Source organism: Cyanobium sp. LEGE 06113 (assembly GCF_015207615.1).
Window position 1 is genome coordinate 73,076 of sequence record NZ_JADEWM010000004.1, and the last position, 21,505, is coordinate 94,580.

18 protein-coding genes and 1 pseudogene are annotated in these 21,505 nt (G+C 64.7%); 8 read left to right on the forward strand and 11 right to left on the reverse strand.

The features are described from left to right. Window positions 1-16 precede the first annotated feature (16 nt). Both IQ220_RS08230 and smc read right to left on the reverse strand, forming a co-directional pair. A complete protein-coding gene (locus IQ220_RS08230; RefSeq protein ID WP_193914302.1) occupies window positions 17-1,042 on the reverse strand; it encodes a PRC-barrel domain-containing protein in 1,026 nt (341 codons plus the stop codon). 39 nt (window positions 1,043-1,081) lie between these two features. Further along, the gene (gene smc, locus IQ220_RS08235) at window positions 1,082-4,693 is read right to left on the reverse strand and encodes a chromosome segregation protein SMC (RefSeq protein WP_193914304.1); all 3,612 of its coding nucleotides are present in this window, start codon (window positions 4,691-4,693) and stop codon (window positions 1,082-1,084) included. A gap of 93 nt (window positions 4,694-4,786) precedes the next feature. Here smc and IQ220_RS08240 point away from each other — a divergent pair, with 93 nt between their 5' ends. Further along, on the forward strand, window positions 4,787-5,275 hold the full coding sequence (locus IQ220_RS08240; protein WP_193914306.1) for a DUF883 family protein: 489 nt from the start codon (window positions 4,787-4,789) through the stop codon (window positions 5,273-5,275). Continuing rightward, on the forward strand, window positions 5,272-5,676 hold the full coding sequence (locus IQ220_RS08245; protein WP_193914308.1) for a phage holin family protein: 405 nt from the start codon (window positions 5,272-5,274) through the stop codon (window positions 5,674-5,676). The genes IQ220_RS08240 and IQ220_RS08245 overlap by 4 nt, the downstream gene beginning before the upstream one ends. Here the strand turns inward: IQ220_RS08245 and IQ220_RS08250 are convergent. The 3 genes and pseudogenes from IQ220_RS08250 to IQ220_RS08265 all read right to left on the reverse strand — a co-directional run bounded on the left by IQ220_RS08250 (window position 5,673) and on the right by IQ220_RS08265 (window position 8,374). Continuing rightward, a pseudogene (locus IQ220_RS08250) lies at window positions 5,673-6,850 on the reverse strand (class I SAM-dependent RNA methyltransferase). The gene IQ220_RS08245 and the pseudogene IQ220_RS08250 sit on opposite strands and share 4 nt — an antisense overlap. Window positions 6,851-7,190: 340 nt before the next feature. Then, complete coding sequence (locus IQ220_RS16225) at window positions 7,191-7,871, reverse strand: methylated-DNA--[protein]-cysteine S-methyltransferase (RefSeq protein WP_193914310.1); 681 nt, start codon at window positions 7,869-7,871, stop codon at window positions 7,191-7,193. A gap of 239 nt (window positions 7,872-8,110) precedes the next feature. Next, window positions 8,111-8,374, reverse strand: a complete 264-nt coding sequence (locus tag IQ220_RS08265; RefSeq protein ID WP_193914312.1) for a Nif11-like leader peptide family natural product precursor — start codon at window positions 8,372-8,374, stop codon at window positions 8,111-8,113. A gap of 286 nt (window positions 8,375-8,660) precedes the next feature. Between IQ220_RS08265 and IQ220_RS08270 the strand changes: the two genes are divergently transcribed. The 5 genes from IQ220_RS08270 to IQ220_RS08290 all read left to right on the forward strand — a co-directional run bounded on the left by IQ220_RS08270 (window position 8,661) and on the right by IQ220_RS08290 (window position 14,260). After that, window positions 8,661-9,713: a patatin family protein gene (locus IQ220_RS08270; protein ID WP_370566387.1), complete on the forward strand. Its 1,053-nt coding sequence runs from the start codon at window positions 8,661-8,663 to the stop codon at window positions 9,711-9,713. A gap of 327 nt (window positions 9,714-10,040) precedes the next feature. Further along, the gene (locus IQ220_RS08275) at window positions 10,041-10,874 is read left to right on the forward strand and encodes a mechanosensitive ion channel family protein (protein WP_193914313.1); all 834 of its coding nucleotides are present in this window, start codon (window positions 10,041-10,043) and stop codon (window positions 10,872-10,874) included. Between the two features lie 524 nt (window positions 10,875-11,398). Continuing rightward, on the forward strand, window positions 11,399-11,800 hold the full coding sequence (locus tag IQ220_RS08280; RefSeq protein ID WP_228009029.1) for a hypothetical protein: 402 nt from the start codon (window positions 11,399-11,401) through the stop codon (window positions 11,798-11,800). Window positions 11,801-11,857: 57 nt separating this feature from the next. After that, entirely contained in the window at window positions 11,858-12,547 is a 690-nt protein-coding gene (locus IQ220_RS08285; RefSeq protein ID WP_193914315.1) for a fructokinase, read from the forward strand. A 102-nt stretch (window positions 12,548-12,649) separates the two neighbouring features. After that, window positions 12,650-14,260, forward strand: a complete 1,611-nt coding sequence (locus IQ220_RS08290; protein ID WP_193914317.1) for a glutamate synthase-related protein — start codon at window positions 12,650-12,652, stop codon at window positions 14,258-14,260. 79 nt (window positions 14,261-14,339) lie between these two features. On the opposite strand, the gene IQ220_RS08295 is transcribed toward IQ220_RS08290, so the two are convergent. Together IQ220_RS08295 and IQ220_RS08300 are read right to left on the reverse strand one after the other, a co-directional pair. Then, complete coding sequence (locus tag IQ220_RS08295; RefSeq protein WP_193914319.1) at window positions 14,340-15,050, reverse strand: STAS/SEC14 domain-containing protein; 711 nt, start codon at window positions 15,048-15,050, stop codon at window positions 14,340-14,342. Window positions 15,051-15,088: 38 nt separating this feature from the next. Continuing rightward, on the reverse strand, window positions 15,089-16,912 hold the full coding sequence (locus tag IQ220_RS08300; protein WP_193914321.1) for a potassium/proton antiporter: 1,824 nt from the start codon (window positions 16,910-16,912) through the stop codon (window positions 15,089-15,091). Window positions 16,913-17,116: 204 nt separating this feature from the next. Between IQ220_RS08300 and IQ220_RS08305 the strand changes: the two genes are divergently transcribed. Beyond that, on the forward strand, window positions 17,117-17,833 hold the full coding sequence (locus tag IQ220_RS08305; protein ID WP_228009030.1) for a DUF362 domain-containing protein: 717 nt from the start codon (window positions 17,117-17,119) through the stop codon (window positions 17,831-17,833). A gap of 39 nt (window positions 17,834-17,872) precedes the next feature. Here IQ220_RS08305 and IQ220_RS08310 read toward each other — a convergent pair whose 3' ends face one another. From IQ220_RS08310 to IQ220_RS16530, 4 genes are all read right to left on the reverse strand, one after another. Continuing rightward, a complete protein-coding gene (locus tag IQ220_RS08310) occupies window positions 17,873-18,118 on the reverse strand; it encodes a hypothetical protein (protein ID WP_193914322.1) in 246 nt (81 codons plus the stop codon). A gap of 100 nt (window positions 18,119-18,218) precedes the next feature. After that, window positions 18,219-18,656 carry a hypothetical protein gene (locus IQ220_RS08315; RefSeq protein ID WP_193914324.1) on the reverse strand — a complete coding sequence of 146 codons (438 nt, stop codon included), beginning with the start codon at window positions 18,654-18,656 and terminating at the stop codon, window positions 18,219-18,221. Window positions 18,657-18,854: 198 nt separating this feature from the next. Beyond that, on the reverse strand, window positions 18,855-19,175 hold the full coding sequence (locus IQ220_RS08320; protein ID WP_193914326.1) for a hypothetical protein: 321 nt from the start codon (window positions 19,173-19,175) through the stop codon (window positions 18,855-18,857). Window positions 19,176-19,282: 107 nt separating this feature from the next. Continuing rightward, the gene (locus IQ220_RS16530; protein WP_370566406.1) at window positions 19,283-19,408 is read right to left on the reverse strand and encodes a BrnA antitoxin family protein; all 126 of its coding nucleotides are present in this window, start codon (window positions 19,406-19,408) and stop codon (window positions 19,283-19,285) included. Window positions 19,409-21,505 lie beyond the last annotated feature (2,097 nt).

Consider the following 21,505-nt stretch of genomic DNA (forward strand, 5'->3'; position numbering starts at 1 on the left):
CACCAAGGCAGGCGTCTCACCAGGGATCGTCGAGGTCTTCAGCATCCACGTCCAGGACCTCGGAACTGCTGGGTGGGGCCGGCCGGCGGCGGGGGGCGCCGTAGCCGCGCTCGCGGCGCGCCTCGCGCCCATAGGGGTCCTGCAGCGGTTCGGGATCGCGAGCCCCTGGATCGCGATCCAGGGGCTCGTCGAGCTCCCTTCTGGTGAGCGGCCTTCGCTCCGGTTCGGAATCGAGCAGGTCGTCGTCGAGGTAGCGACGCTGGCGCAGGGGGGCCCGATCGCGGCGCTGTTCCACTTCCACGTAATCCAGCTCGGCTTCGGGCACGAAGGCCTGGCTGCTGGCGGGCTGGATGCGGCGCTGCTCCTGGGCGGCGGGCACGCCTGGGGCCAGCTGGTTCTCCACGGGCACCATGGTGCCGCGGAAGCGCTCCCGCTCCTCCTGCTCCCAGCTGCTGCCGCCGATGCCGAGCTTCTCCAGCAGGCCGGTGCCGAGTTGCTTGAGCTTCTCTTCAGCGCCCTCGTAGACCACGATGCGGTCTGGACCGCTGCTGACCACCTCCACCACCGGCAGTTCCCAGGTGCTGAGCACCCCTTCGCCCAGCAGCGGCACGCCCAGGGCGCCCAGCACCAGGGTGGTGAGTTCGCCTGTTTCGATGTCGAAACTGAAGCCCAGCACCTTGCCCAGCTGCTGACCGGCCTCGGTCACCACATCGCAGTTGATCACCTTGCTGAAGCGATCGGCGCTGAAGCTCTCGGCCAGGGAATCGGCCGAATCCACCAGGATCACGTCGCCCACCTGGCGGATGCGATCCAGGGGCATCCAGCGGGGCAGTCCGGGCAGAAAGCGGGTGAGGGGGTTGTCCCGCAGGCCGAGGGCGATCACCTCACGGCGGTCGATGTCCACCACCACCTCACCCACCACGCCGAGCCGGCGGCCGGTGTCCCGGGTGATCACCTGGGTGCCCATCAGTTCTGAGCGCAGCCAGAGGCGATCGCTGGGGGCGGCGGCGGGGTCGCTGCCGGGCGGCGGGGTCGTCGTCATCGGCGCATTCTCACCCAGCACAGGCGGCGCTGACGATGCTCAGGCGGCGGGGGGCAGGCCCACCACCTGGGTGTGGGCGCCGCGGGCCTGGGTGACGCCGATCGTGCGGGTGGCCGCGGCGATCATCGGGCGCCGGTGGCTCACCACCATGAACTGGGCCTGATCGGCCTGGCGGGCGATCAATCCGGCCAGCCGCTCCACGTTCACGCCGTCGAGGAAGCTGTCCACCTCATCGAGGGCGTAGAAGGGCGAGGGCCGGAAGCGCTGCAGGGCGAACAGGAAGCTCAGGGCGGTGAGCGACTTCTCGCCACCACTCATGGCCGCCAGGCGCCGCACCGCCTTGCCCTTGGGATGGGCCACCAGGGTGAGGCCCCCCTCCAGCGGCGCTTCCGGGTTCTCGAGCTGTAGGTGGCCCTCGCCATCGGAGAGCTCCGCGAAGATCTCGCGGAAGTGGCCATCCACTGCCGTGAAGGCCTCCAGGAAGGCCTCCTGGCGCAGGGTGCCCACGGTTTCGATGCGCAGCAGCAGCTCCTCGCGCTCCTTGCTGAGCACGTCCAGCCGCTCCTGCAACTCCGCCAGGCGGGTTTCGAGGGCTTCGAGCTCTTCGATCGCCAGCATGTTCACCGGTTCGAGCGCCTCCATGCGCGCCTGCAGGCTGGCCAGCTCCCTGGCCAGGGCCTCCAGGCCTGCCTCCCGCAGCTCAGCGGGGATTTCTGGCAGGGGGTCGGGCAGCTGGCGCTCCAGCTGCTGCAGCCGCAGCTGATCGCCGCGCTGCTGCTCGGCCAGGGCCTCGAGCTCCTCGCCGAGCCGCTGCAGCTCCCACTGGCGTTGCTGCAGGGCCTGGCGCTGGCGGGCCAGCTCAGCTTCGGCGGCATCGCGGGCGCGGCGGCGCTCCCCGAAGCGGGTCTGCAGCTCGGCCTGCCGTTCCTCGAGGGCTGAGCGGCGCTCCTGGTCAGCCTGCTGACGCCCCTTCCACTCAGCCCGCTCGGCCACCAGGGCGTTCACGGCGGCGATCAGGCGTTGCTCGTCGCTGCCAAGGGCCTCGAGCTGGTTGCGCAAGCGCTCAGCGGCCAGGGCCCGTTCGCGGCGGGCGGCGAGCAGGCCATCGCGCTGCAGCCGCGCCGCGGCCAGGGCCTGGTCGGCGGCCTCGAGCTCCCCCTGCAGCCCCTGCCAGCGGGCGGCATCGCCCGAGGCCACGGCGCCGGCCTCCTCCTGCTGCAGTGATGCAAGGGCCTGCTGCAGGGGCGCCAGCTGCAGGGCGATCTCCTGCAGCCGGCCCTGGTCGCTGGCAAGGCTGAGGCGCAGTTGAGCGAGCCGTTCTTCCAGCTGCTGCTGGCGCTGCAGCTGGGGGGCCAGGGCCTGGCGGGTGCTGCGCCGCTCGGCCTCCAGGGCCGCCTGGCGCTGTTGCAGCTGCTGCAGCTGGGGGCGTTGCTCCTCCAGCTGGCGGGCCAGGTCGGCTTCGCGGTGGCGGCAGGCCAGCAGGGTTTCGCCCAGCTCCAGCAGCCGCCGGCGCAGGGGCTCGGCCTCGTCCCCCTCCTGGGAGCGGCCAAAGCTGAGCTGGTTGCCCCGCTGCTGCAGGCTGCCGCCGGTCATGGCGCCGCTCTTCTCCAGCAGCTCCCCCTCCAGGGTCACGGCCCGGCAGCGCCCCAGCTCCTGGCGGGCGCTGGCCAGGTCGGCGAACACCAGCGTGTCGCCGAACACGTAGCGGAACACCTCGGCGTAGACGGGCTCGTGCTGCACCAGGTCGACAGCCCGGCCCAGCAGGCCCCCCGGCCCGGCAGTGGCGCCCCGCTGCAGGGCCGCCGAGCCGCTCCCCCCCCTGCCCTGGCTGCCGCCAGCGCGGATCCTGTTGAGGGGCAGGAAGGTGAGGCGGCCGGCGCGGCGCTGCTTGAGCAGCTCGATCGCCCGGGCGGCGATGCGGTCGTCGTCCACCACCACCTGGGCCAGGCGGCCTCCGGCCGCCACCTCCAGGGCGGTGCGGTGGCGTTCCTCCACCTCCCCCAGCTGGGCCACGGGGCCATGGATACCCTCCAGTCCGGCCTCCAGCAGCACCCGCAGGGCGCCGGTGCCGCGGCTCTCCTGCAGGGTGTCGCGGCGGCTGTCGAGGCGGGCGATCTCCCGCTCCAGCTGGCCCTGTTCCTGCTCCAGACGGCTGCGGGTGCGCTGCTGCAGGGCGAAGGCCTCGGCGAGCTCCTGCAGCTGCTGCTGGCCGCTGGCCACCGAGCCGCTGAGGCCCTGCCACTCCTTTTCGGCCTGGTCCAGCTGCTGCTCGGCGCTCACCTGGGTGCTGCCCTCCTGCTGGCGCTGGGCCTCCAGCTCCGCCAGCCGCTCCTGGCTCTGGCGCAGGCGCTCACTGAGCTGCTGCTGCTCGGCCTCCAGGGGGCTGCTGGCCGCGCCCAGCTCCTGGCGCCGCAGGCTGCGCTGCTTCTGCTCCTCCATCCAGCTGCCGGAGCGGCCGGCCACCTCGCCGAGGCGGCGGCGCGAGAGCTCCACGGCGGCTTCGGCGGCGCGGCAGCCGGCCTCGGCGGCCTCCAGCTCGGCCTGGTCGGCGGCGCTGTCGAGCTGCAGCTGCTGATGGCGCAGCTCCCCCTGGCGCTGGCTGAGCTCCTGGCGCTGGCGCTGCAGAGCCTCGGCCTGCTGCTGGTGCTGGTCTGCCTGGCGGGCCAGCTCGCGGCTGCCGGCCTCCAGGCCCGCCAGCTCCGCCTGCACGGCCAGCAGCTGGTCTTCCCCGAGGGCCTTCACCTCAGCCTGCAGCGTCTCCAGGGCGGCGGCCGCCGCCTGCAGCACGGTTTCCGCCTCGGCGATGGCGAGGCGGTCGGCGGCCTGCTGGGTCGTGAGGGCCTGCTGGCGGCTCACCAGCTGCCGCAGGGCCGTGCGGGCGGCCTCCACCGCCAGCACCTGCTCCTGCAGCCGCCCCTCCTGCAGCCGCTGGCGCAGGGCCTGGTAGGTGCGGGCCCGGGTGCAGTCGCGCTCCAGCTTCTGGCGGCTGCTGAGCAGCTCCTGTTGCACGATGCCGCAGCGCTCCTGCCGTTCCTGCACGTCGTCGAGCTTGGTGCGGCTCTGCTCGATGCGGCTGTCGAACAGCGCCACGCCGGCCAGCTCGTCGATGATGCCGCGCCGGTCGCGGGCGCTCATCGACACGATGCGGGTCACATCGCCCTGCATCACCACGTTGCTGCCCTCGGGGTCCACCCGCAGGCGCCGCAGCTGGGTCTGCAGCTGCTGCAGGTTGCAGGGCACGCCATCGGCGCTGAAGCTGCTGGCGTAGGTGCCCCCGGGGGCCACCCGCAGGCGGCGGCTCACGGTCCAGCTGGTCTGGCCGGTGTGGATCCAGGGGCCCTCGGCGGGGGCCTCGAGGCCGGCTTCGGCACCATCGGGCTGCCAGTCGCCCAGGTCGAAGCGCACGCTCACCGAGGTTTCGGCGGCCCGCCCCGCCTTGAGCATGGCGCTGTTGATCAGATCGGGCAGCCGCTCGGCCCGCATGCCGCGGCTGTTGGCCAGGCCGAGGCAGAACAGCACCGCATCGAGGATGTTGCTCTTGCCGGAGCCGTTGGGCCCGGTGACCACCGTGAAGCCCTCTTCGAGCGGGATCGCCATCGATCCGCCGAACGACTTGAACTGGGTGAGCTCGACCTGATTGATGTGAACCAACAGGCCCGTGCGCCGAGCACGGGAAATGTAGCGGAGGGTTCCGGTTTCACAAGCCCGTCCTTAGCTTGAAGGCAACACTGGCCCGCTGCGCCCATGACCGGCACCCCACCGCTGAATCAGCTCTCCGAGCCCCAGACCCCTGAGCCCATTCTCCAGCAGCAGCCCGAAGCGGCAGGCCAGCCCGACGGCCACCAGGAGACCTTCCGCGAGCGCTTCGAGGCGCTGATGCCCACGATTCAGCGGGAGTGGCCCCAGGTGGCCCGCCAGACCCTGGAGGCCACCCGCGGCAGCTTTGACGAGGTGGCTGAGGTGATCTCCTCCCAGACCGGCCGTACCGCCACCGTGGTGCGGCGCCAGTTGCTGGAGCTGCTGGATGTGGCCGGCACCCAGACCGGCCGGCTGGCCGACAACCTGGCGCCCCTGGAGAAGCAGCTCGAAGGCCTGCTTGACGACCTCAACGACACCCTGCGGCCAAGGCTGGAGAAGCCGGTGCGGGAGCGTCCGCTGCTGGCGGTCGGCATCGCCGCCGGGGTGGGGGTGCTGGTGGGGATGCTCCTCTCCTCCGGACGGCGCTCGGCATGACGGAGGAACAGTTCGGCGAGCGCGAGCGGCGCAACGGCGGAGCCCGCGTGGCCATGGGCCGCATCGGCTCGCTGATGACCTCGGTGATGGACCTGCACGTGCGCATCGCGCTGCAGGAGGCCGACAGCGAAAAGCGGCGCCTGATCACCGGGGCCCTGCTGCTCAGCGGCGGGCTCACCTTGATGCTGCTGTCGCTGATCGGGGCGGAGCTGGCGCTGCTGCTGTGGCTGCACGAGGGACTGCGGCTCAGCTGGATCCACAGCGCCCTGGCCATGGCGGGCCTGAATGTGGTGCTGGCGGGGGTGTTCCTGCGCATCGGCGGTGGCCTGCTCAAGGGCCCCTACCTGCCCCAGACCACCGCCGGCCTCACCAAGACCACCCGGGCCCTGCTGGGCCGCTAGCGGATCGCGTAGTGCAGCCAGCGGCAGTCGATGCCGCCATTGCTGATCGGGATGCGGCGACTCGCCTTCATCTTCAGGCGCCGGTGAGTTCGGGATTGCCGCTCAGCAGCCACAGATCCCAGCCGCTGCAGCGCTCCTTGAGCATGCGGCCGAGATCGCCGTAAAGGCCTTCCAATGCATCGGTGTGGCCGAGGCGCTCGCCGTAGGGGGGGTTGCACACCAGCACGCCGGGCTGCTCGGGGGGGATGAAGTCGCGGCAGTCGCCGCCGCTGAGGCGGATCCAGGGCGCCACCCCCGCGGCCTCGGCATTGTCTTGGGCCTGGGCCAGCACGGCGGGATCCTGCTCCAGGCCGAGCACCGGGGCCAGGGGCTGCTGATCCGCCAGGCAGGAGCGGGCCAGGGCGCTGGCGGACCGCACCTCCTGTTGCCACAGGGCGCTCTGGGCATCGGGCCAGCGCTCCAGAGCGAAGGAGCGGGCACCCTCGGGGCCGAGGCCCGGCGCCCGGCCCAGGGCCATCCGCACCGCTTCGATCAGGAGGGTGCCGCTGCCACAGAGCGGATCGGCCAGGGGGCGGCGGCCATCCCAGCCGGTGAGGGCGATCAGCCCGGCGGCCAGGTTTTCCTTCAGGGGCGCCAGGCCCACGGCGGCGCGGTAACCGCGGCGGTGCAGGCTGCTGCCGCTGCCATCCACGCTGAGGCTGGCCAGGCCGCCGCCGAGGTGCAGGTGCAGGCTGAGGTCCGGGGCCTCGAGGTCGATCGAGGAGCGCTGGCCCCACTGCTGGCGCTGCAGGTCCACCAGGGCGTTCTTCACCTGCAGGGCGCTGTAGTGACTGTGGTTCAGGCCCGGGGCGGTGCCGCTCACGTCCACGCGGAAGCTGGCGCTGGGGGGCAGCCAGGTGGCCCAGTCCACGGCGCGCTGCACCCCGTCGTAGAGGTCGTCACGGCCGTGGCAGGGAAAGCTGGCCAGCTGGCGCAGCAGCCGGAAGGGCAGCCGGGCCTGCAGGTGCAGGCGGTAGTAGCCGGCCAGGTCACTGCGGAAGCGCACGGCCCGCCGCAGGGGCGCCACGGCCCGGCAGCCGAGGGCGATCAGCTCCTCCGCGGCCGGAGCCTCCAGGCCGGGGGGCACCACCGCGATGCCCGCGATGCTGTCGCCCCCTGGTTCGGTGATGCCCACCTCTGCACCGGCGCTTGGGTGCTGCCACAATGACCGAGTCCGGTTTCGGCCGGACTAGGTGGCTCACACCAGTGCTTCGGACAGCGGTTCGATTCCGCTCAGCTCCATTCCCGTTCAGGGTTCCGTCCCTGGGGCGGATCCATCAGGGGGCTGCAATGGTTTCGACGGGGTATAAGGAGGGTGACTGAAGCCTGCTCGGTAAGAGCAAACCCGTAACAGCGAACAACATCGTTCGTTTCTCCCGTCAGCCCGCCCCTGTGGCCGCCTGACATCTCTAAGGGAGATGGGGTGAGGTCAGCCTTATCACCCAAATGACCCATGGGGCCTGGAAGGGCCCCTTTTACGTGTCTGGGGCTGGGCTCCTGGCTGGCTCATTGGATTGGTGCCCGAACCTGACCATGGTCGAGACCTGGGACATCGCCTGATCAACGACTGTGGCCTCGGCCCGATCAGCAGGCCAGGCTGCTTTGCGCAGGTGTGTCGTGCCACCAGGTTGTTCCGGGTCGTTTCGTCCGGCTTCGCACGCCAGCAGCGCCCGTTTACGGGCGAGGCCCCAGCGGTAGCCGCGCAGGGAGCCGTCACTGCCGATCACGCGGTGGCAGGGGATGGCCAGGGCGATCGGGTTGGCGCCGCAGGCCTGGGCCACGGCCCGCACCGCCTGGGGGGCGCCCAGCCGGCGGGCGAGCTCGGCGTAGCTCACGGTGCTGCCGGTGGGGATCAGGCCCAGCTCCTGCCAGACGCGCCGGCGGAAAGGCGTGCCGCGCAGATCGAGTGGCGGGAGCGGTGGGACGGCCTCTGCTGCCAGGGCGTCGGTGGTGGCAAGCACCCCGGCCAGCCAGGCTTCAAGCAGGGGATCGTCGGTGACCGCTTCGGCTCCGGGATGGTGCTGCAGCAGGTCCTGGGCGAGCAGCTCGGGGCCATCGCCCAGGGCGATGGCCAGAACGCCCCGCGACGTAGCAGCCAGCAGGATCCAGCCCAGCCAGCAGGGCCGCAGGAGAAAGCGAACAGTGTGGGAGTCCATCTCGGGGCCCTGCGGCGGCGGGTGCAACCAGGCACCACTCTGGTGGGGCGGATCGGCCCCACCAGATTCAGCTTCAGAGTGGGGACTGGCTGCCCCTTACCGCCCCCGCTTCGGTACCACCGCTGTCTCCTGCGCCTCCTCTGATTCTCCACCATGTAGCCGAAGGTTTCTGCGAAGCAGTGATTGGAGCTCGATCTCGATGACAACCGTGAGCGCCGCGATTCACCATCTCCCCTGGGTCACCCCTCGGTTTCAGCCGCCTCGGCGCCGAAGCAATGGATCAGGGCATCGGCCCAGCTGTTGATCCCAGCCAGGGCATGATCCGGCGCTGCCGTGATGGCGCGGGCGTGCTCCCGCAGCAGCACCGTCTTGTCCACGGCATGGCCGTGGGCCGCAGCGATCGTCACGATGTCATCCACGCCGGCGGCGGCATGCACCTGGCTGCGGAGATCGTCATCGGCCGCGATGCTGGCGCAGAAGGCCTTGAGCGAAGCTACGGACATGGGATCGAACGTGGCGAACCCCCTTCGTAGCAAGCCGGGGTCAAGTTGGCCGGCGCTGCCCACACCTTGAGATCTGCGGCGCATCGCCGATGGCACCCGAAGGCCCTGCCTCGAACGCGACCCGCAGGGTGACACCGGCGGCCACTGATCGCCTCCATGACCGCTCAGGCCTTGAGCTGCTCGGTTGTGTTTGGTTCGACAAGCGTTGTTCATTCTGCGCGCGACCCTACTTTTCTGGGCTGCGTCGTAGAGAACCGGCTGGCATTCCTGCTGTTGCCCGTCTCCTGTGCAGCAGTGGGTGCTTGGTGGCTGCAAACTGTTGAGAACGAGGCGGGATTGGGCTCACCAACCAAGCAGCCATGGCAGCCTGCCAGAGGGCCAGTGCCGCATCCTTGAAATCTCTGATCATGGTTCTATCGGCATGAAGAGGGTTGGCCTTGCACTCGGCAGTGGTGGAGCCAGAGGGTGGGCCCATATCGGTGTGCTCAAGGCACTGCAGGAGGAGGGGATCGAGATCAACATGATCTCCGGCTCCAGCATCGGCGCTCTCGTTGGAGCCTTCCACTGCGCCGGAGAACTCAATGACCTCGAAGACTTGATTCGGGATCTCGACTGGAAAGACGTGCTCGCCTACTTCGACATGGTGCTTCCCACCAGTGGGCTCCTGGATGGCAACAAGATCTACGAATTGCTCTCGGAACACCTGCACGAGATGCGGATTGAAAACTCCGAAGTTCCCTTCTGCTGCGTGGCTACCGATCTGCTCAAGAGTGAAGAAGTGCACCTCCGCTCAGGATCCATGGTGGACGCGGTGCGTGCCAGTATTTCAGTGCCTGGCATCTTCACACCTTTCGGCGATGGGGATCGTTTTCTGGTCGATGGCGGCCTCGTCAATCCCATTCCTGTGGATGTGGCCAGGAGCCTGGGGGCGGAGCTGGTGATTGCGGTCAATCTGAACTGTCCGGACCACGGCGCAGACGTGGAGCCCAATGGTGATCCATCGGGGGTGAATGGCCCTGAGCAGGCACTGGCTGGCCCTGCACCCAGCTCCACCAGTGAGGCGTCAAAACGCCGCATCAAGTCGTCGCAGGGCAGTGCGGAGCGCTGGTTTCCCGATGGCGACCCCAGTCCGAACATTTTCGATGTGATCGGTCTGTCGCTGAATGTGATGGAGCAGCAGGTCACCCACAGCAGATTGAATGAGCACGCCCCCGACCTGTTGATTCAGCCGGCTCTGGCTGAGTTCGCCATCTTCGATTTCCACAAGGCCGATGCGATCATCGGCAAGGGCTACACGGCGATGAAGCGGCAACTGCCTGCACTCAAGGAGCTGCTTTGATGGCGCTCTCCGCGTGCAACAGCCTGCATGACGGGCTGGATCCAAGCGGCCGCGGCGGGTCCATTCTCCCCCGCACATCAGCCCACGGTTTCGCAGAAGCCTGGGGCTAGACGGCCTGGCTGTAGCGACGCGTTGGTCCTGTCCTCAGGCTTCTGGGTGTAGGGATGAGAGGGGTGACACCTTTCCTGAAACCGGGGGCGGGCACGGTATGCACGTGCCGTTCAATCTATTGAACCGCGTAATGTGTTGAGACGCTGACACTCTGCTTCGCTTCTTGGGGAATTGCCGCAGCAAGCGACCACCACTGCTTAAATCATTTCGAGTCTAATGCAACAGGTCTTGGAAAACATTCGACAGTGGCTTTCGCTTGCTCAAGAGGTTGGTGTGGAGTTGGGGCTGAATCTTCTCGCAGCCCTCGCCATTTTTGTGATTGGCCGCTGGCTGGCCAAATTGATCTCCCGAATTGTCAAGCGAAGCTTGACCCGCAATCCCAGGATCGATTCAATTCTGGTGGGTTTCCTGACAACATTCACCTATTATGCTTTGCTTGCCTTTGTTGTCATCGCTGCCCTGAACCGGCTGGGCATTCAAACGACATCCATCATTGCCGTTGTTGGCGCCGCGGGTCTGGCGATCGGCTTGGCGTTGCAGGGGTCATTGTCGAACTTTGCCGCAGGGGTGTTGATGGTTTTCTTCCGCCCCTTCCAGATCGGTGACTTTATCGAGGGAGCAGGCACGATGGGCACCGTCAAGGAGCTGACGCTCTTCACCACGACCCTGCAGAGCCCAGATAATAAAATTGTGATTATCCCCAACAGCAAGCTGAACAGTGACAACATCACCAATTTCAACGCCCTTGGCCGCAGGCGCCTCGACTTCGTATTTGGGGTCAGTTACCAGGCCGATATTGACATCGTGAAGGCCCTCCTTGCTGACGAAGTAAAGACCTATGGCCGTTTTCTTGTTGACCCCGAACCTGTGATTGGTGTTCTTGAACTTGCAGACAGCAGTGTCAACTTTGCTGTGCGTCCATGGGTCAATGTGGATGACTACTGGCCGGCCTTCTTCGGCTTCCAGGAACAAGTCAAGAAGCGGCTGGATTCAGAGGGTATCGCCATCCCGTTCCCCCAGCGCGATGTTCACTTGATCGGCAGCAACTGAACCTTCAACGATCCTGAGCCAGCAACTGTTCGACGACTGCACGAGCAGCCTGCAGGGTCAGGCTAACTGGCCTCCCAGACAGTGGCGCCCTGATCCGCGTGAGAGCGGCAGAAGCTCTTGTTGACTCTCAATAACGTTTGGCAATTGCGAGGTTGGGCCTGGCTGGCCCGCCTTGGTTGTTGGCCTGTCTCGATCCACTGGCCCGCCGAGATGGCTTTATTCGCAACTGATCTGAGCAGAACAGCTATCTCTGGATCCCACTGATCTCCAGCCGGGGTGTTGACAAGGAGGCTGTTAGTGGTACGTTGGAAATAACGGACGCCTCATCCGCTTCCAGTCCAAATCGACAATCTGTGCTTTCTAGCGGCTGTAGCAATGGCCGTGTGAGCGCTCGATCTGGATTTCAGATGCGGATCTCGGTGATGCCTTCACGCTTTCTAGTGATGACCTGGTGTTGCCTTTGGGGCACCCCGACACGCCATGTGCAGGGGCGTATCCGTCGTTGAACTACAGGAGGAACTCCCATGAACACCACCAACATCCATACCCCGATGCCCACTGCCCCCAGCGAACTGCAGCCGAGCTCCCCGAGCGAAGTGCATCAAGAAGTCGCCAAGGTCGATCAGACCCTCGCCAATGAGCAGCTCCGCCAAGCGATCCTCGATAAGAAACAGGCCCAGATCGAGGCCTGGTCTGCCCAGATCGAGCAGATGCAGCAGGGCATGCAGAGCGTTGCCGAAAACCTGCGCGATGAAACCGAGAAACGGCTGGAGGAGCTGCGCCAGGCCCGTGATCAGGCCCGTGTTCAGCTGGAAAGCCTCCAGCAGGCCACCCAGGACAGCTGGGAATCTCTGCTTCAGAAGAGCGATCACTTTTTTCAGGATCTGGCTGAGCGTTTCCACGCCTTTGTGAGCGCGGAGAACTGATCGCCATGGCTTGGATGACGCCGCCTTCCCATCAACTGACCTCTGTTTTTCGTCACCATGACTTTCGCCAAGACGTCTTCTCACGCCGCCTACGCGGATCGATACACCTCCACGTTTGATCTCTTCCGGGCTCTGCGTGACGACTCAACCCCGGACACTCCTGCGGCCCTCACCGAGGCCCTGCTGCCGGATGTCAAGGAGTCCTTCTGGTTGCTGGTTTCCAGCAGTGCCGTGATTGATCGCGACGACATCCAAGCCCTGCGCATGATCGTGGAGCGGGCTGTACCCAGTGGCGTCTCGGTGGCTCTCACGGTGGGCTGGCAGCCACAACGTTGGAGCCTGCCGCCCCAGTCCCCACCCAGCGGCGAGGTCTTGGACCGTGTCTGGCCGTTGGTATTGGCCGCTCAGCTCATTCGCTGCACCGGAGAGGAGGCTGAAACCTTCTTTGGAACGCGGGATCCGGTGCGGATGCACGACAGGCTCCCCCAGAAACCCGCGGTGCTGATCAGCGATGCAGCCGGAGGTCTCCACTGGTGCATCGGCGGCCGTCACGGCAGCCTCGATGCCTCAATGCTGCAGGACCACGAGCTGTTCTTGGCCCAGCTACTCGACAACCTCTCGACCCATCCCCAGCTGCTGGGCAATGCCGGCCCGAGCACAGACGCCATCGCTCACCCAGACGGCCTGGCCGAACAGCTACGCACAGCCGCTGCGGCTTCCGCCAGCCCACATCAGATGACGAACTGAAGATCATCAACTTATTGCTCGTAGGTATTTCTTGCTCGTACGTATTTCATTCCTCCCAAGGGGCGAAGGCCCCCAAGCTCTGGATTCTCTGCCGCAGGTTCGATGACAGCACCAAAGGTTGCCGCCCGTACGCCCATCGCCGTGAGCCTCGAGGAGGGCAAGGAGTACGTCTACTGCGCCTGCGGCCGCTCCTCGGATCAGCCGTTCTGTGACGGATCCCACCAGGGCAGCGGCTTCAGCCCCGTGGTCTTCGAGGCGAACAAGAGTGGCAAGGTGCAGCTCTGCCGCTGCAAACAAACCTCCACACCTCCCTACTGCGATGGCACCCATGCCCGGGTTCCGGCCGACCGGGTGGGCACCGAATTTGCCCTTGACGACGACCGTGGTGAGGGAGACAGGGATGACGAGGAGCCGGAGGATGGCGGTTCAACCAGCGGCGGGATGCCCCAGCCCCGGGCCACGCAGGAAGAGCCCAGCCTTGAGCTGATCCACCAGCTGGCCGAGCACGGTCTCGAGCGGCTGGGGGCCCAGGGGCCGGTGGTGTCGATGGGGGTGCCCCGCTCCCAGCTGCCCCTCTGGGACGACATCCAGATCCTCACGGCCCAGCTGGCGCAGCGTCCCCTGGCCGAAGCCGCCCCGGTGGGCACCGAGCTGGTGATCGGCCCGAGCGCCCGGCGCCCGTTGCGGCTGGAGATTCCTCTGCTGGTGTCGGACATGAGCTTCGGTGCCCTCTCCGAGGAGGCCAAGCGGGCTCTCGCCACGGGCGCGGAGCGTGCCGGCACGGGCATCTGCTCCGGCGAAGGCGGAATGCTGCCGCAAGAACAGGCCGCCAACCACCGCTACCTCTACGAGCTCGCGCCGGCCATGTTCGGCTATCGCGAGGATCTTCTCTCCCAGGTGCAGGCCTTTCACTTCAAGGCCGGCCAGGCGGCCAAGACCGGCACGGGCGGTCATCTGCCCGGCGCCAAGGTCACCGAGCGCATCGCCGAGGTGCGTGGCATCCCCGCAGGTGAATCCTCCTGTTCTCCGGCGCGCTTCGAGGACCTGTGCACCCCGGCTGATTTTCGCCGTTTCGGCGATCGGGTGCGGGAGCTCAGCGGCGGGATCCCTGTGGGCTTCAAGCTCAGCGCCCAGCACATTGAACAGGATCTCGATTTTGCCCTCGAGGCCGGGGCCGACTATCTGATTCTCGATGGCCGCGGTGGCGGCACCGGTGCGTCCCCGCAACTGCTGCGGGATCACATCGCTGTGCCCACCATTGCCGCCCTGGCCCGGGCCCGGGCCCATCTCGACCGCTGTGGGGCCAGTGGCAAGGTGAGCCTGATCATCACGGGTGGCCTGCGCACCCCGGCCGACTGCGTCAAGGCCCTGGCTCTCGGGGCCGACGGGATCGCCCTGGCCAATGCCGCGATCCAGGCGATCGGCTGCGTCGGCTCCCGGATCTGCCACACCAATCGCTGCCCCACGGGGGTGGCCAGCCAGGATCCCGAGCTGCGCCGCCGCCTGCAGGTGGAACCTGCCGCCCAGCGGCTGGATCGCTTCCTGCGGGCCACGGTGGCGCTGATGCAGGTGATGGCGCGGGCCTGCGGCCACAACCACCTGAACCGCTTGAACCGCAACGACCTGGCCAGCTGGCAGCGGCCCCTGGCGGAGCTGGCCCACATCGCCTGGAGCGGCGGCAGCGGCGGCATGCACGAAGCCGGGGGGCCTTGAGCCGACCCTGTGGTTCTTCCGTTGGCCCGTTTCTGCCACAGGAACGACCTGGAACGATGCAGTCAGGCTCGAGCCCAAGTCATTGCCGTATCCATGTTTCAGCCAGGGCATAGTCAGCACCCTCGAAGAAACGCGTCTCAGCGTTGACGAATTGCTTGACCAGCTTTTCCGCCAGAGCCTGCCAGGCCTGGTTGCCCACCACCACCACCCGCCGGACGGCCCGTCGATGGTCCCGGATCAGAGCCAGGTGACGCCCCAAGGCACCGAGGCCGGCCCAGCCATCGAATTGGCGCAAATCCAACAGCAGTCGCACCCCATCGAGCCCCTGAAGTTCAGCATCGATGTTGGCTTCGACCCGTTCATAGACAGAACTCTCCAGCGTGCCGATGAGCTGCACCTGGATCACATCGCCTTGACGCTCCAGATGCATCGTGCCCAGCGATTCCGATAACCAACGGCGGGCCTCCTCAACGGACGCGTTGGCGAAGACACGCACGGGGCAGGGCATCACCAGGCTGAAGGCCGCCACGGCTGTGCGCACCCAGGCCAAATCGGACACCAAAGCCAGCCGCTCAAAGCCATCCCAGTGCCGTAAGGCCTCACGGCCGTCCGCCCAGGCGGCGCCCAGGTCGTAACCCTCAAAGCTGGGACCAAGCTGGGCGAGCAGCTTGAGGCGATCGTGCTGCGCCAGGGCGGCATCCAGAGCTGGGGTGAGCACGTGGTCATAATCGTCCGCGCTGATCTTCCCCTGGAAGGAAAAACCGAGTGTGCCTTCAGGCAGCCCGCTCATGCATTCGATCATGGGGAACCTCCTCGTCGATGGTTCACTCAAACGGTAGCGAACACTACGCAATCTGACTGCAGCCGCAGGGCTGTGCTCAGCCGCTCAAGGGGGGTTGCGAGGAGCCAGCTCATCTGCAACAGCACCAGGCTGAGCAGCGATTGCAACGCCATCGGCAAGGCAGCGCACCGCCACATGGTCTGAATCCACTCCCGCCTGAATGCCCAGCGGCCCAAGGCGTAGCTTCCCTGGCGGCGGAGCTCGGCGAGGAGCTGGCCAAGCTTCTGTGCCGCAGTACGAGGACTGATCTCTAGCGGCAGAGGCAAGCCGAAAAAACGATGCAGCTGCGCGAGTGTTGTCGCCGCATTGAACATCAGTAGCTGTTCTATAGGCAACGCGGGTGCTTCCGGGTCGGGATCGAACAGGCGATCAATCAAGGGCTGCAGCTTGGTGCGCATGGCCACGAAGACATGGTCGCCGGGTTCCAGGGCCGTGCTGCCGCGGGGCATGACCACCTCCCGGCCCCGCAGGATCAGTGTGACGAGCACGCCATCGGGCAGGGCCAGGTCGCGCAGGCGCTGGCCGGCCACCTGTGCCTTGGCTTTGACGGTGTAGTCGACGATCTCACCATCGACCTTGCGCAGGGCGTTGATCTCCACCGACAGGGCCGGCGTGGGATCAGCGGGCCGGCCGATGTGCAGCCATCGCGCCACCAGCGGCAGCGACCAGCCCTGGGTGATCGCCGAGAGCAGCACCACGAAGAACACCGCGTTGAAGATCAGCTGGCTCTGGGGAACACCGGCCATCAAGGGGAAAGTGGCCAGGGTGATCGGCACGGCCCCCTTGAGGCCCACCCAGGAGAGGAAGGTGAGTTCCCGCCGCCGGAAGCGAAACGGCCAGGCCGCCACACAGACGGCGATCGGTCGTGCCACCAGGATCAGCACCAGGGCAATCAACAGACCGTCCCAGGCCACCGCCAGCAGCCGGCTGGGAAAGCTGAGCAGCCCCAGCATCACGAACAACACGATCTGTCCCAGCCAGGCAGTGGCGTCGTGGAAGGAGAAGATTCCCCGCCGAAACACCAGCGAGCTGCTGCCGAGCACGATTCCGGCGACGTACACCGCCAGGAAGCCGCTGCCCCCCAGCACGGCCGCCAGGCCGAAAGCCACCAGGCCGAAGGCGAGAGCCAGGAGGGGATAGAGGCCTGGGTAGTCGAGGTTGATGCGATTGATCACCCAGGTGGCCAGGCGGCCCACGCCAATTCCAGCAAGGCTTCCCACGCCGAACTGGGCGAGAAACAGAAGGGCCAGTTCCTGGCCAGAGTTGGTGCTGCCGGTGATCACCCCGATCAGCCCCAGTGTGAGGAAGATCGCCATGGGATCGTTGGAGCCGCTCTCCACCTCAAGGGTGGAGATGAGCCGCTCAGGCAGCTTCAGGCCGCTGCTGCGCAGCACCGAGAACACGGCGGCAGCATCGGTGGAGCCGACGATGCTGCCCAGCAGTAGCCCCTGCAGGAAGGGGAGCTTCAGCACCCAGGCCGCCGCAACACCCGTGAGCACGGAGGTGAGCAACACGCCGAGGGTGGAGAGCGCCAGGGCCGGCCGCCATACCCGTCGCACTGAGGCCAGGGACGTGCGCAGGCCGCCGTCGAACAGGATCAGGGCGAGGGCGACGCTGCCGATGCTGTTGGCCAGGTCGTAGTTCTCGAAGGGGATGCGGCCGATCCCTTCTGATCCGGCCAGCATCCCCACCGCGAGGAAGAGCACCAGCACCGGCATCCCCAGCCGGGCAGAGAACTTGCTGGAGGCAATGCCCAGCAGCAGCAACACGCCGGCCAACAGCACAGCCAGATTGATCCACACGCTCCCCATCCCCATGCCCTGCCGATCCGTCTGAGGATCGCGCAACCTGGCCAGGAACGTCTCTCATTGGGTTGGCCACCGGCAGCGCGGCACTCTCGGTGGCCTGCCAATCCAGTCCTCCCTCCGAGTCCGCCGCGACTCAGGCCAGGGGTGAGCCGGGTGGTGCTGATTCGCACTGACGACCGGGCGGCTGGAACCCATCAGGCACTTGACTTGCTGCAGCCCCCAGGGCTGGAGGGCAACAGCGTGTTCCTCAAGCCGAATTCCAACACGGCGGATCCAGCGCCGGCTGCCACCGATCCGATCCTTCTGGAGGCCCTGGTGCTTGATGAACTGGAACGCGACGAATGGAGGCATGTTGCCGCTGAGGGCACCCACTGGCCCCGGGGGTACGCCTTTGCCCGCCCGGCTCTCGACGCCGGCGCCGTGGTGAACACCTGCTGCCTGAAGACCCATCGCTTCGGAGGGCAGTTCACCCTGTCCCTGAAGAACACGGTGGGACTGGTGGCTAAAACCGTGCCCGTAGATTCCCACAACTACATGGCCGACCTCCACTCCTCTCCCCATCAGCGGCGCATGATCGCTGAGGTGAACCAGGCCTGCACGCCAGCTCTGGTGCTTCTCGATGCGGTGGAAGCCTTCGTGGACGGTGGCCCTGACCGGGGCACAATCGCCAGGCCCAACGTGATTCTTGCCGGCACGGATCGGGTGGCGGTGGATGTGGTGGGGATCGCACTTCTGCGCCTGATGGGTACCACAGCCGCGCTGTCTCGTGGCTCGATCTGGGATCTGGAGCAGATTCAACGCGCTGTGGAGCTGAATCTGGGCGTCGACTCGGCGGAGCGGATCGACATCGTGACGGCCGATATGCCGGGCCAGACCATGGCCGATCAGCTTCGCCGGCTTCTTGACAAAGCCCCGGAAGCCTGACGTGACCCCGGAGGTCAGGCTCGATGCGCTGACCAGCGCCTACATCCGGCCAGCTTTGATGCCTTTTTTCACTTGTTCGATGGCCTCATCGATTAACTCAATGGCCTTCACACGGTGGCCGCCTTTGCCCGAACTGGCTTTCTCCAGGCTCTGCTTGGCCTCATTGAGGCTCGCCAGTGCAGCCTTCATGTTGGGTTGATTGGCCTGGGCGGGCAGGGCCAGCATCAGCGCCGCCGCGGCGCTGATGCTGGCGGTTGTGAGGGTGCCGATCGCGATGCGTTTCATGCTGTCTGTTGTGCTGCAGGAACCAAGGGGCGCAAAGGCCCCGATTCAACGCTAACAGGATCCAGCGTTCGCGCTCCAGCCCTCGGTAGGACGCCTCACCTCAGGGCTGGCCGGGTTCCTCACACTCCACAGCGCGGGAGAGTTCAGCCCGCGCCGCCATCACCGGCTGGGCCTTGGCCTTGAGCTGGGCGGCGGCCTCCTCGAGGGTGGTGTCCTTGCTGCTGGCCACCTGGGCTACCTCGGAGCGGAAGGTTTTCAGCTGCTCTTGAAAGGCTTTGGTGCGCAGCTCCTCAAGTTTCTGCTCCGAGGCTTCAAGGTTGGTAATGGCTGTACCCAGGGCCCCTTCAGCCTCCTTGGCCTCTCCCACCGTGGAGGCGGGGGTCAGCTGGGCCACGGTGCTGAGGGCCTGGCTGACCTCAGTGAGCTGGGCGCAGATCTTGGCTTCGGTCTTCTCCTTGCGGGCGGCCATGTCCTGCTGTTGGCATGCGGTGGTGGCGAGGGCGAGCAGGCAGGCCGCAGCAAACAGGGAGGAGCGCATGGGATCAAAGATCGTTCATGGCGAACCTTAGCCCTGAGCGATGGAATGGTCTACCCGGCACTCTTGCCACGGCACTTGAGGGCCATGACATCGTTGACCACCTGAAGAGTCTTTCTGACGCTTGGCCCGGTTCACATGCCGTTATTGAGCTGTGTAACAGCAAAACAATCAGGTGCCTTGGATCTGTTGATTTAGAGTTCAGGGCTGATAGTTTGCACCTGGCCATAGATCATTGATTTCATGGGCCTGATGTTGTGCACTAAAGCGTTCCCAGGTAATACCATTCACGTCGGTATCCTTCGAGAATTCGAGTGCCGTAGAGTCTTCCCAGCCCAAATGCCTTAACGTTCCTGCCTCGTGATCATGGGCTTTTCGCGCCGAAATGTTTAAAGATTCCGTTCGCCACAGTGCGTATTCGCCAGGAATAGTTGAGCATGGCTGAATCCCCAGGCGAGAAGAATAGTCGGCAATGGTTTCTTCTATTCTGTTTGTAGAAATGGAGATGTGAAATTTCTTCATGACTTTCCTGTTTTAACGCTGGCCATCACCTGCCTGTAGAGAGCTATTGGTGAATGTTCTCAGAGCGCATAGTGACTCTGCGGTGGCGGGTTAGGTGCATGGCCGTGTTAGGGCCCCTCTGCATCGAAGCCGGAACGTGATTCGACATATTCGCGCAAGACGGCGTCCATCCTGGATTGCCAGCCTGCACCGGAAGACCGGAAATAGTCAAGTAGTTCACAACCGTATCGGATGGATACAAGCTACTTCTTATTGGCAAGCCTGGACCGCACTCGTAACGCTTTCAAGGGGACCATCTGACCCATCTGTTCCTCGGTGAGTGGCATTGCATCAGGATCGGCACTGGCAGCATTGGTTATCTCCTGATCCTCCTCAAGTGGCGGAACCCGAATGGAGGCTTTCTTAATTCGCTCTGACATAGTGATTGACCTCTCGGCGGTTGGCTCTGCGTAGACTGATAATTCTCCTAGCCTCATCCTGATCAACGGGGACAACAAAGAGAAGCCCTTCTCCAATCGGAGCTAGAGCAACGATTCTCAGCTATCCGTAATCAGCTCGATTATCGATCCATGCCAGTGCAGCATCCCAATCCAGCCGAGCAGCAGCAGCCAATGAGACTCCGTGCTTGCTGAGATGGGCAGCGTCCTGTTGTGGGTCGAAGACGATATGGACATCTTGGCGTAGCTACGCGAAACCACGACGTCAAGCTCGGGAGCGCTAGTTGCCTTGGGTGGAGCTAACGAACAAGGATAGATCGTGGCTGCGCACGATCTATCCTTGTTCGTTAGGCGCCTACCAGGTAATCGTATAGGCCCGAATTTTTGTACCGAGCCCATATATCGTCTCCAGGTTTCCAGTTTGCCGGCATCTTAGAAGCCAATCCTGTTTCGTGCAGCAACGAGTCTTCTGTGCGAGTTATGATTACAACCGCTGCGTAGTCATCAATGTATCTCTTGTAAACACCAAGAGATGTATTGCAGGGCGTGGTCAAGACAATTGAGCGAACAAGATAGTCGAGCGGAACGACATGCTCGTGTGCGAGTTGTTTGGTTGCCTTAGAGATGGCTCCATTGTGGGACTCTAGAACGTCTAATGCTCTCCTTGACCACACTGGATGGCCCTTGTACTTGCCCTTCCCTCTTGGAGATGATGCTCTGTCGTGCAGTTTGCGAAGTGCAATATTTACTTGAGTTGCAGAAAAGTCGGGATCATATTGCGTTGGGCCAGCGTCAACAAAGTGTTTCATTAAACGTGCGACAGAATCCAGCCAAGACACTTTGTAATTCGCTCGATGGTTAAGCATGGCTCCTAACGCTTACCGCAGCGGCGCCAGAACTGCGTAGCGGTTGAGGCGTCCGGCCCCGCAGGGGCGAATTGCCAGTTCTTGTTAGTTGCATTCATTTGCACCTAGCTTCCCAATTTTTACGCCAACCTCCCGAGCGGCGGCTTGTGACCAGCCTCGCGAAAGGTGTGAAATAGGAAGTACCTTTAATGGTTGACCAAGCACATTAGTACTTGTGATCTTATTCTCGGGCAATGCTATGCCTGCAAGCGATTCGATACATTTCCGGGCGTCTTTCCCGTGAGGAACTAGCAGTACAGGCGTCAGTTTCTGTACTAGGAACTCGAAAATATGAGTTGACCTTTGATTTGCGCCAAGTTCTGCCAGTGTTTCGGTAGCTTCAGAAAACACGTTGGTCTCTAAGCATGACACAGAACTGGCTTCTTCGATAATCCAGCCAAGCCGCTGCCTCGTGTTGCTTATTCGGTTTCGCCGTTTCTTTCCTGGCTTCAATGGTGCATTTGCACGCTCAGCGAGGTACTGACTAAACCATGTTTCTTTATCGAAACCAGACGTATCGCTCCAGAAATCCCAAAAGGATCGAGACATTTCAGTTGCGGGATTTGCGCCAACCAGGAAAACATTGCACTCCAGTGGTGATCCATCACAAACGAACGGTCTGCCCCTCGGGCTTACAAGTTTTCGTAGTTCATTTGAAAAGTCTTGGATCTTGCTCATAGTGGCACCTAACGCTGGCGCTCACCTGCTGCCGGAAGCGGGAGCGACGCAGGAGCGGACGCTGGAGGCAGTCAAGTGCAGTGCTATGTTAGACGGCCTCTGGGCCAAATTCCACGTTCCTACCAGAAAGTTCGTGCAGGCAAAGACGACTGCTAACGCCCGTCCAGATAACGGAAGACTTCCTCGACCGGGAGCACATCACCATACTTACTGCCTATATCAAAGAGATTGGCGTGGTGCGGTTCTTGCGCGCGATCCCCAACCCCTTCTAGGGGGATGATGGGCCGAAGACCATGAGAGGGCGGATTCA

Coding starts and splice junctions, on each gene's coding strand:
- IQ220_RS08230 (WP_193914302.1), bottom strand. CDS start 1,042: ATGACGACGACCCCGCCGCCCGGCAGCGACCCCGCCGCCGCCCCCAGC.
- IQ220_RS08240 (WP_193914306.1), top strand. CDS start 4,787: ATGACCGGCACCCCACCGCTGAATCAGCTCTCCGAGCCCCAGACCCCT.
- IQ220_RS08245 (WP_193914308.1), top strand. CDS start 5,272: ATGACGGAGGAACAGTTCGGCGAGCGCGAGCGGCGCAACGGCGGAGCC.
- IQ220_RS16225 (WP_193914310.1), bottom strand. CDS start 7,871: ATGGACTCCCACACTGTTCGCTTTCTCCTGCGGCCCTGCTGGCTGGGC.
- IQ220_RS08265 (WP_193914312.1), bottom strand. CDS start 8,374: ATGTCCGTAGCTTCGCTCAAGGCCTTCTGCGCCAGCATCGCGGCCGAT.
- IQ220_RS08275 (WP_193914313.1), top strand. CDS start 10,041: ATGCAACAGGTCTTGGAAAACATTCGACAGTGGCTTTCGCTTGCTCAA.
- IQ220_RS08280 (WP_228009029.1), top strand. CDS start 11,399: ATGAACACCACCAACATCCATACCCCGATGCCCACTGCCCCCAGCGAA.
- IQ220_RS08285 (WP_193914315.1), top strand. CDS start 11,858: ATGACTTTCGCCAAGACGTCTTCTCACGCCGCCTACGCGGATCGATAC.
- IQ220_RS08290 (WP_193914317.1), top strand. CDS start 12,650: ATGACAGCACCAAAGGTTGCCGCCCGTACGCCCATCGCCGTGAGCCTC.
- IQ220_RS08295 (WP_193914319.1), bottom strand. CDS start 15,050: ATGAGCGGGCTGCCTGAAGGCACACTCGGTTTTTCCTTCCAGGGGAAG.
- IQ220_RS08300 (WP_193914321.1), bottom strand. CDS start 16,912: ATGGGGAGCGTGTGGATCAATCTGGCTGTGCTGTTGGCCGGCGTGTTG.
- IQ220_RS08310 (WP_193914322.1), bottom strand. CDS start 18,118: ATGAAACGCATCGCGATCGGCACCCTCACAACCGCCAGCATCAGCGCC.
- IQ220_RS08315 (WP_193914324.1), bottom strand. CDS start 18,656: ATGCGCTCCTCCCTGTTTGCTGCGGCCTGCCTGCTCGCCCTCGCCACC.
- IQ220_RS08320 (WP_193914326.1), bottom strand. CDS start 19,175: ATGAAGAAATTTCACATCTCCATTTCTACAAACAGAATAGAAGAAACC.